The organism is Phenylobacterium sp. (assembly GCF_036402295.1).
Classification (GTDB): domain Bacteria; phylum Pseudomonadota; class Alphaproteobacteria; order Caulobacterales; family Caulobacteraceae; genus Phenylobacterium.
Map to the genome: position 1 here is coordinate 1 of NZ_DASWTE010000365.1, position 7,489 is coordinate 7,489.

Here is a 7,489-nt window from a genome sequence, read left to right on the forward strand (position 1 = left end):
GTACTTCTTCGCCGTCGCGCCACCCGACTTCGCCAGAACCATGGTGATCGCCGCCGTCAGCGTCGTCTTCCCATGGTCCACGTGACCGATCGTGCCGATGTTGCAGTGCGGCTTGTTGCGTTCGAACTTCTCTTTGGCCATCAGGGTCCTGCCGGCGTTTTCTAAACTTGCGCTTCAAGGAGCTGGAGCGGGTAGCGGGAATCGAACCCGCATCCTCAGCTTGGAAGGCTGCTGCACTACCATTGTGCTATACCCGCCAACAGCTTTTGCGGGGCCGCCGCAACTCCTCAGTGAACTTCAAGCGCGTGGTGGGGGAAGTAGGACTCGAACCTACGAAGCCATTACAGCAGGGGATTTACAGTCCCCCCCCTTTGCCACTCGGGACATTCCCCCAGCGCGCTCGGAGCCTTCATTGGGGCCTTCTGAGAAAAGGCTTCCGCCTGAGGACGCGAGGGGCGTAAAGCGCCGATCTCCAAGTCCAAAAGCGGCGACCCACCGAGGGGGCCCCAAATCGGAGCGCGTCTTATAGTGGCCTCGCCTACGGAACGCAACGACGCCCGAAAGGGCCGGAAATTCCGCCCCAAGCCGCAGGGTCAGGGGCGTCCGGAACGTCGGGCCGGACCGCCGTCCGACGACTGGATCTGGGGCTGGCACGCGGTCGAGGCGGCTCTGGCCAACCCCGCCCGCAAGGCGCCGCTCCGGCTCGTCGCGACCTCCGACAAGGCCAAGCAGATCGAGGCGCGATTCGGTCGGCAGAAGGTCCTCGAGGTCGCTGACGCCCACCAGATCGGCCTCGCGCTGCCCCAGGGCGCCGTGCACCAGGGCGTGGCGATGCGCCCGGCGCCGCTGGAGGACGCCGACCTCGCCGACTTCGACGCCCGTCACGGCGCAGTCCTGCTGGTGCTCGACCAGGTGACCGATCCCCAGAACGTGGGCGCAATCCTCCGCTCGGCCGCGGCCTTCGGCGTGGTCGGCATGATCCTGCAGGATCGCAACGCGCCCAAGCTCACCGGCGCATTGGCTAAGGCCGCGGCCGGCGCGGTGGAACGCGTGCCGGTCGCCCGCGTCGTCAACCTGTCCCGCGCGCTCGAGGAGCTGGGCCGCCTGGGCTGGCGCGCCGTGGGCCTGGCCGGCGAGGCGGACAAGGGCCTGGGCGAGGTGCTGGACGGCGGCCCCACTGTCCTGGTGCTGGGCTCGGAAGGCGAAGGCCTGCGCCGGCTGGTGGCCGAGCACTGCGACGAGCTTGCGAAGATCCCCATGCCGGGCGGCTTCGAAAGCCTCAACGTCTCGGCCGCCGCCGCCATCGCCCTCTACGAGGCGGGCCGGCCCCGCTGAACGCAACCACTCGCAACAAGTCGCTGACAAACGCACTCAAACCTGCGACCCAAAGGTTCGTCGGGGGGGCGCTGGTGTCCGGGGGGCCAAGCTGGGCGTCACGGCCGAGGGGCCTGCACAAAGCTGGGGCCCCCTCGCCGCATGGCTGCCCGAGTCGGTGCTCCAGGAGACCAGGACGCGCACCGAGCTGCGCGGCGAGGACTACGAGGGCTTCTGGCGTACGACCCGGCCCGCCATCGGCCATCCGGGCCGGTTCATCCATGACCCGGTGATCATCCGCAGGGCCGCGAACGGCTTCCTGACTTCGCGTATGGCGGTGGAGGACATGCGCTTCGAGGGCTGGACGTTCATGACCCAGACCCAGCTCTTCTCCGTCCTGTCCGAGCCGCGGACGGGCATGTTCACCTTCTCGATCTTCAACGCGGTCCTGCGCAGTCGCGCCGAGGTGCTGGACGGCATCTCGATGGGCCTGCAGCGGGTCGGCGGCGGGTCGCCGGCGGCGATGGGCTGCCTGATGGAGCGCGCCGGCTCCTGAGCGGCGACCACGAGGCCGACGACGCCGCGTTCGAGGAGGCGGCGAAGGCCGATCCCCTGGCCCCGGAAGGGTCCATTCCGCCGGACATCGCAGCCCGGCTGATGCCGGACGTCGGACCGGCGGCGCTGGCGGCCGGCGGCACGGCGATCCTCACCATGCCCTTCGCCACCTCCCTGTCCCGCGGGACGCGATTCTAGGTCGCAGGCCTCGCCCCACGGGCGAAGACGCACCAACTCGCACCGGATCGAAGGCCGGCGCGCCTGTTTGCGCCGTGGCGCCTCGGCCATTCCCGCGACCGAACCTCTGGAGCAACGGGCGCGATGGTGCTTGCGCCGACGGCCGGTCGGGTTGGTTGGCCGACCGGCCTACCCTGAGGCCGCCTCCCCCCCAGAACGGGCGGCCTCGGGGCGTAAGCGGCGGCTCGACTGTTGCAGCCGGCCGCCGCCTGACGCATTGAGGCGCGATGTTCGAAGAGCTGCTTTCGCCCGCCGCCCTCTCTGCGCTTTTCCAAGTCCTGATGATCGACCTGGTCCTCGCCGGCGACAACGCCGTCGCCGTGGGGTTGGCCGCCGGCGGCCTGCCGCCCGAGCAGCGCCGCAAGGCGATCTTCTGGGGCCTCGCCGCCGCGGTGATCACCCGCATCGGCTTTGCGCTGATCACCACCCAGCTCCTGGGCATCGTGGGCCTGCTGTTCGCCGGCGGCCTGCTGCTGCTCTGGGTCTGCTGGAAGATGTGGCGTGAGCTGCGCGACCAGGCGGTCGCCGCGGAAGAGGCCGCCGAAGCCGCGCTCGACTCCGACCCGACCACCGAGCCCAAGCTGAAGCCGAAGTCCTTCAAGGACGCCCTGATCCAGATCCTGGTCGCCGACGTCTCCATGTCGCTGGACAACGTGCTGGCCGTGGCGGGCGCGGCGCGCGAGCACCCGGCGATCCTGGTCTTCGGCCTCCTGATGTCGATCGCCCTGATGGGCGTTGCGGCGCACGCCATCGCGCGGCTGCTGCACAGGTACCGCTGGATCGGGTATCTGGGCCTGCTGATCGTCCTCTACGTGGCGCTGCACATGATGTGGCAGGGCAGCCAGGACGTGGTCGCCGACATGGGCTGGACGGCGCAGTACAACGCCACCGTCCCGGACTTCATGGACATCCAGCCGAAGGCCCCGGCTCCGGCGCACTAGGCGGCGGAGCGTTACGCGGGCTCGGCCACCAGCTCGGGCCCGCCGAAACGCTCGCGCCATTCGGCGACCTGGGCGTCCTCGACCTTGCGGAACAGCACCTCGGGCGCGCGGATCGGGCGGCCGGGCTCCAGCGCGTTCAGCACGCCGGCCCCGTCCAACGAAGGCCACTGCGCCGGGAACGGCTCGCCTAGGGCGTCGGCGATCTTCTCGGCCGCGAACGGGATGAAGGGCTCGGACACCTTCGCGAACAGGGCCGCCAGGTTCAGGCCGTAGCGCACCGCCACCGCCGCCCGGTCGCGGTCGGTCTTGATGGCCGTCCAGGGCGCGGCCTCGGTCAGGTACTGGTTGCCGATGACCCAGAGTTGGCGCAGCGCCGTGGTCGACTTGCGGAACTCGCGGTCCTCCATGTGGCCCGTCAGCTCGCGCAGCTTGGCCAGCACGTCGGCCTCCAGCTTCTCGTCCAGTGCTCCGGGCGCTCCGCCCTCGGGCACGACGCCGTCGAACCGGCTCTCCGCGAACTTGCAGATGCGGTTGACGAAGTTGCCCAGCACGTCGGCCAGGTCGGCGTTCACCTGGTCGCGGAACTGCTCCCAGGCGAAGGTCGAATCCGAGGTCTCCGGCGCGTTGGCGCAGATCCACCATCGCCAGTAGTCCGGCGGCAGCAGCTCCAGCGCGTGGTCCATGAAGACGCCGCGTCCCTGCGACGTCGAGAACTTGCCGCCGTAGTAGTCGAGCCAGTTGAAGCCCTTCAGCTCGTCCACCAGCTTCCACGGCGCGTTGCTGGCCGGCGACCAGACGCCCTTGGCGTCGCGCTTCTCGTTCACGCCCATGAGGGTGCAGGGGAAGCCCACGGTGTGGAAGGGCACGTTGTCCTTGCCCATGAACTCGACGTAGGTCACGTCGGCCGCGGCCGGTTGGCGCCACCAACGCTCCCAGTCGGCGTCGGGGGCGGGTCCGTTCCCGGCCTCCGCCGCGCGGACGTCGGCCCACTCCCAGGTAGCCCCTATGTAGGCGATCGGCGCGTCGTACCAGACGTAGAACACCTTGCCGGCCAGACCCCCGATGTCGGGGAGCTGACCGTCGGGGTTCGGGCCCCATTCGAAGGCGTTGACCGGCACGCCCCATTCCAGGTCGCGGGTGATGCCGCGGTCCTGCAACCCCTCGTCCAGCCACTTGAGCGCGATCGAGGTGACCAGCAGGGGCCAGCCGCCGCGCTTGCTCTCGATCCAGCTCCGCAGCTTGTCGGCGAACAGGCTCTGGCGGAGGAAGAGGTGCTTCGAGCCGCGAATCTCGATGTCGGTCGAGCCCGACACCGCCGAGCGCGGCTTCAAGAGGTCGGCCGGGTCCAGCACCCGGGTGCAGTTCTCGCACTGGTCGCCGCGCGCCGCTTCGTAACCGCAGTGCGGGCAGGTCCCGATCACGTAGCGGTCGGGCAGGAAGCGCTTGTCGGCGTTGGAATAGACCTGCTGGGTGACCCGCTCCTCGATGAAGCCGGCCTCCCACAGCTGCTGGGCGAAGCGCTGGGTCAGCCGGTGGTTCTGCGGCGACGACGAGCGGCCGAAGTGGTCCCACGACAGGCCGAAGGCGCGGCCCAGCCGGTGCTGCACCTCGTGCTGCTCGGCGCAGAAGGTCGCCGGGTCCTGGCCCTTCTCGGCGGCGGCCAGCTCGGTCGGCGTGCCGTGTTCGTCGGTCGCGCAGATGTACAGCGTCTCGCGCCCGCGGGCCCGCTGGAAGCGCGCATACACGTCCGCCGGCAGCATCGAGCCCGCGAGCGTGCCCAGGTGCTTGATCCCATTGATGTACGGCAGGGCCGAGGTGATGAGGATGCGGGACATGGACCGAATAGCGCGTTTGCAGGAAGACCGGGGCTTATAGGCTGCTCACGTGGTTCGCCAAAGGCCGCGGCGCAAGAAATGCTCGCCAATCGCGGGAAGTGGCGCAAACCTCGATCCCCTGGGCGGACGCGGCCGTTTGAGTCGCGAAGAAGAAGAGCCGCCCAACGGGAGGTTCAAGATGCTGACAAGGCTCATGCCGTTCGCGGCCGTCGCCGCCTGCCTGCTGCTCGCCGGATGCGGCGACAGCGGGGCGCCCGAGAAGGCCATGCAGGACGAAGGGCCCAAGAAGTCGCTGGCCCGCCAAGTCCAGTTCTACCAGGGCCAGGACAATGTCCAGGCGATCCAATCGGCTTCGGTGAAGCCCGTGGCGGGGGGCGGCTACGACCTGGAAGCCAAGGTCACCACCGACGGCGCCGGCTGGACGAAGGTAGGCTTCCTGCCCCGCGTCTACGCGGCGACACCTCCGGACGGAATCTACGAGGTCGACGTCGTGGCCGACAAACCTGCGACCCCTGGCGCCGCCGGCCCCACGTCGGTCGAGGTGAAGAGCGCGTGGGACCGCTACAAGGACGGCCGGGTCAAGGGGGTTAAGTTCATCTCCAAGACCAACGAGGTCGTCGCCATGGTGCCGGCGGGCTAAAGCCCGCCAACCCCGCGGGCGGTCACATCGGCGGCTTCTTGCCGTTCTCGCCGATCGACACCGAGCCGGCCGTCAGCTGACCGCCCGCGCCCTTCTGCACGACCATGAACACCGGGATGCCCGGCTTCACCTGGGTGCGCGCGCCGCCGGCGATCTGCACGATCGGCACGTTCTTCGGCACGGTGATGGTCCGCTTGCCATAGGTGTAGTTCACCTCGAGCTGGCGGCTGCCCTTCTTGCCGGCGACCACGGTGCCGACGGTGCCGTTGGTCATCATCGAGCCGGGCTTCTTGTCCCAGCCGTAGTGGCCCTCGCCCATCTTCACCCCGGGTGGGAAGACGTGAACTTCCAGCGATTTGCCGGTCCCGTCCTTTTGCGGCATCTCGGCCGTCCCGATGAAGCTGCCCGGCTTGATGGCGTCGGGCTCCACCGGCTTCATCACCGCCACCGTCCAGGTGGGCGCGAGCGCCACCTTGATCACTCCGCCCTTCTCGCCCTTCACCGTGAGCGACGAGGCGTCCATCGCCGTCACCGTCCCGCGCACCACCGAAGGCGCCGCCGGGGCCTGGGCCATCGCGCCGCCGGCCACAAGGCTCGCCGCCGCCGCTACGATCGTCGCCATCCTGAGCATTCGAAGTCCTTCCGCGCATTTCGCGCTTAACTGTATTTGCCGCCTCCCTATAACGTCGCCGTAGCGGAAGGGGAGAGCGTATGGCGGGTTGGTGGAAGGCCCTCGGGCTGGGCGCGTTTCTGGCGGTGGCCGCCTGCAGCCCGAACAAGGCCGAAAAGGCCGGCGCCGAGGGCGGGGGCACGCTGCGGATCTACAACTGGTCCGACTACATCGACCCGGAGCTGCTCACACAGTTCACCAAGGAGACCGGGATCAAGGTTACCTACGACACCTTCGATTCGAACGAGGTTCTCGAGACCAAGGTTCTGCAGGGCGGCACCGGCTACGACATCGTCGTTCCGTCGAACCACAACGTCCCCCGCTACATCGCCGCCGGCGCGATCCAGCCGCTGGACAAGGCGCAACTGCCCGGCCTCGACAAGCTCTCGGCGGATATGCGCGCCCACATGGAGCCGTTCGATCCGGGCGGGAAGCACGTCGTCCCCTACATGCAGGGCACCATCGGCATCGGCTACAATGCCGACAAGGTGCGCCAGCGCCTGGGCGATATGAAGGTCGACAGCTGGGCCGTCGTCTTCGACCCGGCCGTGCTCGCCAAGCTGAAGGACTGCGGCGTCTACTTCCTCGATGCGTCCGAGGACATGTACGCCGTCGCGCTGAACTACCTGGGCAAGGACCCGAACTCGAAGGTCGCGGCCGACTACGACGCCGCGACCGCCGTGCTGCTCAAGGCGCGGCCCTACGTGAAGAAGTTCCACTCGTCCGAGTACATCGACGCGCTGGCCAACGGCGACATCTGCGTGGCCATCGGCTACTCGGGCGACGTCCTGCAGGCCAAGGACCGGGCCGACGAGGCCAAGAACGGGGTCAACATCGCCTACGCCGTGCCCAAGGAGGGCAGCCAGGTGTGGTTCGACGTCTTCGCCGTGCCGAAGGACGCGCCCAATGCGGCCGCCGCCCATAAGTTCATCGCCTTCATGCTGCGGCCCGAGGTGATCGCCAAGGCGTCGAACGCCACCCGCTACGCCAATCCCAACGCGGCGGCGACGCCGCTGGTGGACGCCGACCTGCGGGCCGATCCAAACGTCTATCTGTCGCCGGAGGTCTCCAAGCGCCTCTTCGTCACCACCACCAAGGACCAGGACCTGCTGCGCGACGTGAACCGCCAGTGGACCCGGGTGCTGACGGGACGGTGAGCGGGCGACCGCAAGCCCCTCGGCCGCAGATCGGCGGCGTCCGCGAGACCTTCGCGCCCTGGGAAGACCCGCAGGCGCGGCCGCTGGTGCGCTTCGACGGCGTTTCAAAGGCGTTCGGCGAGACCACCGCCGTCGACGCC

At 68.9% G+C, this 7,489-nt stretch carries 8 protein-coding genes and 2 tRNA genes; 5 read left to right on the forward strand and 5 right to left on the reverse strand.

The genetic code is table 11. The features are described 5' to 3' along the window. The 3 genes from VGD44_RS21570 to VGD44_RS21580 form a co-directional block, all read right to left on the reverse strand. Window positions 1-141, reverse strand: a 141-nt coding sequence (locus VGD44_RS21570) for a GTP-binding protein (protein WP_324089766.1), incomplete at its 3' end; no start/stop codon positions are given. Between the two features lie 42 nt (window positions 142-183). After that, window positions 184-257 (reverse strand) — tRNA-Gly (locus VGD44_RS21575). 49 nt (window positions 258-306) lie between these two features. Continuing rightward, window positions 307-393 (reverse strand) — tRNA-Tyr (locus VGD44_RS21580). Window positions 394-528: 135 nt separating this feature from the next. Here VGD44_RS21580 and rlmB point away from each other — a divergent pair. The 3 genes from rlmB (at window position 529) to VGD44_RS21595 (ending at window position 3,047) form a co-directional block, all read left to right on the forward strand. Then, complete coding sequence (rlmB, locus tag VGD44_RS21585) at window positions 529-1,335, forward strand: 23S rRNA (guanosine(2251)-2'-O)-methyltransferase RlmB (RefSeq protein ID WP_331090443.1); 807 nt, start codon at window positions 529-531, stop codon at window positions 1,333-1,335. A gap of 157 nt (window positions 1,336-1,492) precedes the next feature. Continuing rightward, window positions 1,493-1,870, forward strand: coding sequence for a hypothetical protein (locus VGD44_RS21590; RefSeq protein ID WP_331090444.1), 378 nt, complete (start codon window positions 1,493-1,495; stop codon window positions 1,868-1,870). 463 nt (window positions 1,871-2,333) lie between these two features. Beyond that, window positions 2,334-3,047: a TerC family protein gene (locus tag VGD44_RS21595; RefSeq protein ID WP_331090445.1), complete on the forward strand. Its 714-nt coding sequence runs from the start codon at window positions 2,334-2,336 to the stop codon at window positions 3,045-3,047. Between the two features lie 11 nt (window positions 3,048-3,058). Here VGD44_RS21595 and metG read toward each other — a convergent pair whose 3' ends face one another. Next, the gene (metG, locus tag VGD44_RS21600) at window positions 3,059-4,882 is read right to left on the reverse strand and encodes a methionine--tRNA ligase (protein ID WP_331090446.1); all 1,824 of its coding nucleotides are present in this window, start codon (window positions 4,880-4,882) and stop codon (window positions 3,059-3,061) included. Between the two features lie 178 nt (window positions 4,883-5,060). On the opposite strand from metG, the gene VGD44_RS21605 reads away from it, so the two are divergent. Next, window positions 5,061-5,522, forward strand: coding sequence for a hypothetical protein (locus tag VGD44_RS21605; RefSeq protein ID WP_331090447.1), 462 nt, complete (start codon window positions 5,061-5,063; stop codon window positions 5,520-5,522). A gap of 22 nt (window positions 5,523-5,544) precedes the next feature. Here the strand turns inward: VGD44_RS21605 and VGD44_RS21610 are convergent, their stop codons facing one another. Next, on the reverse strand, window positions 5,545-6,144 hold the full coding sequence (locus tag VGD44_RS21610; RefSeq protein WP_331090448.1) for a hypothetical protein: 600 nt from the start codon (window positions 6,142-6,144) through the stop codon (window positions 5,545-5,547). Window positions 6,145-6,233: 89 nt separating this feature from the next. Between VGD44_RS21610 and VGD44_RS21615 the strand changes: the two genes are divergently transcribed. After that, window positions 6,234-7,349, forward strand: a complete 1,116-nt coding sequence (locus tag VGD44_RS21615; RefSeq protein ID WP_331090449.1) for a polyamine ABC transporter substrate-binding protein — start codon at window positions 6,234-6,236, stop codon at window positions 7,347-7,349. Window positions 7,350-7,489 lie beyond the last annotated feature (140 nt).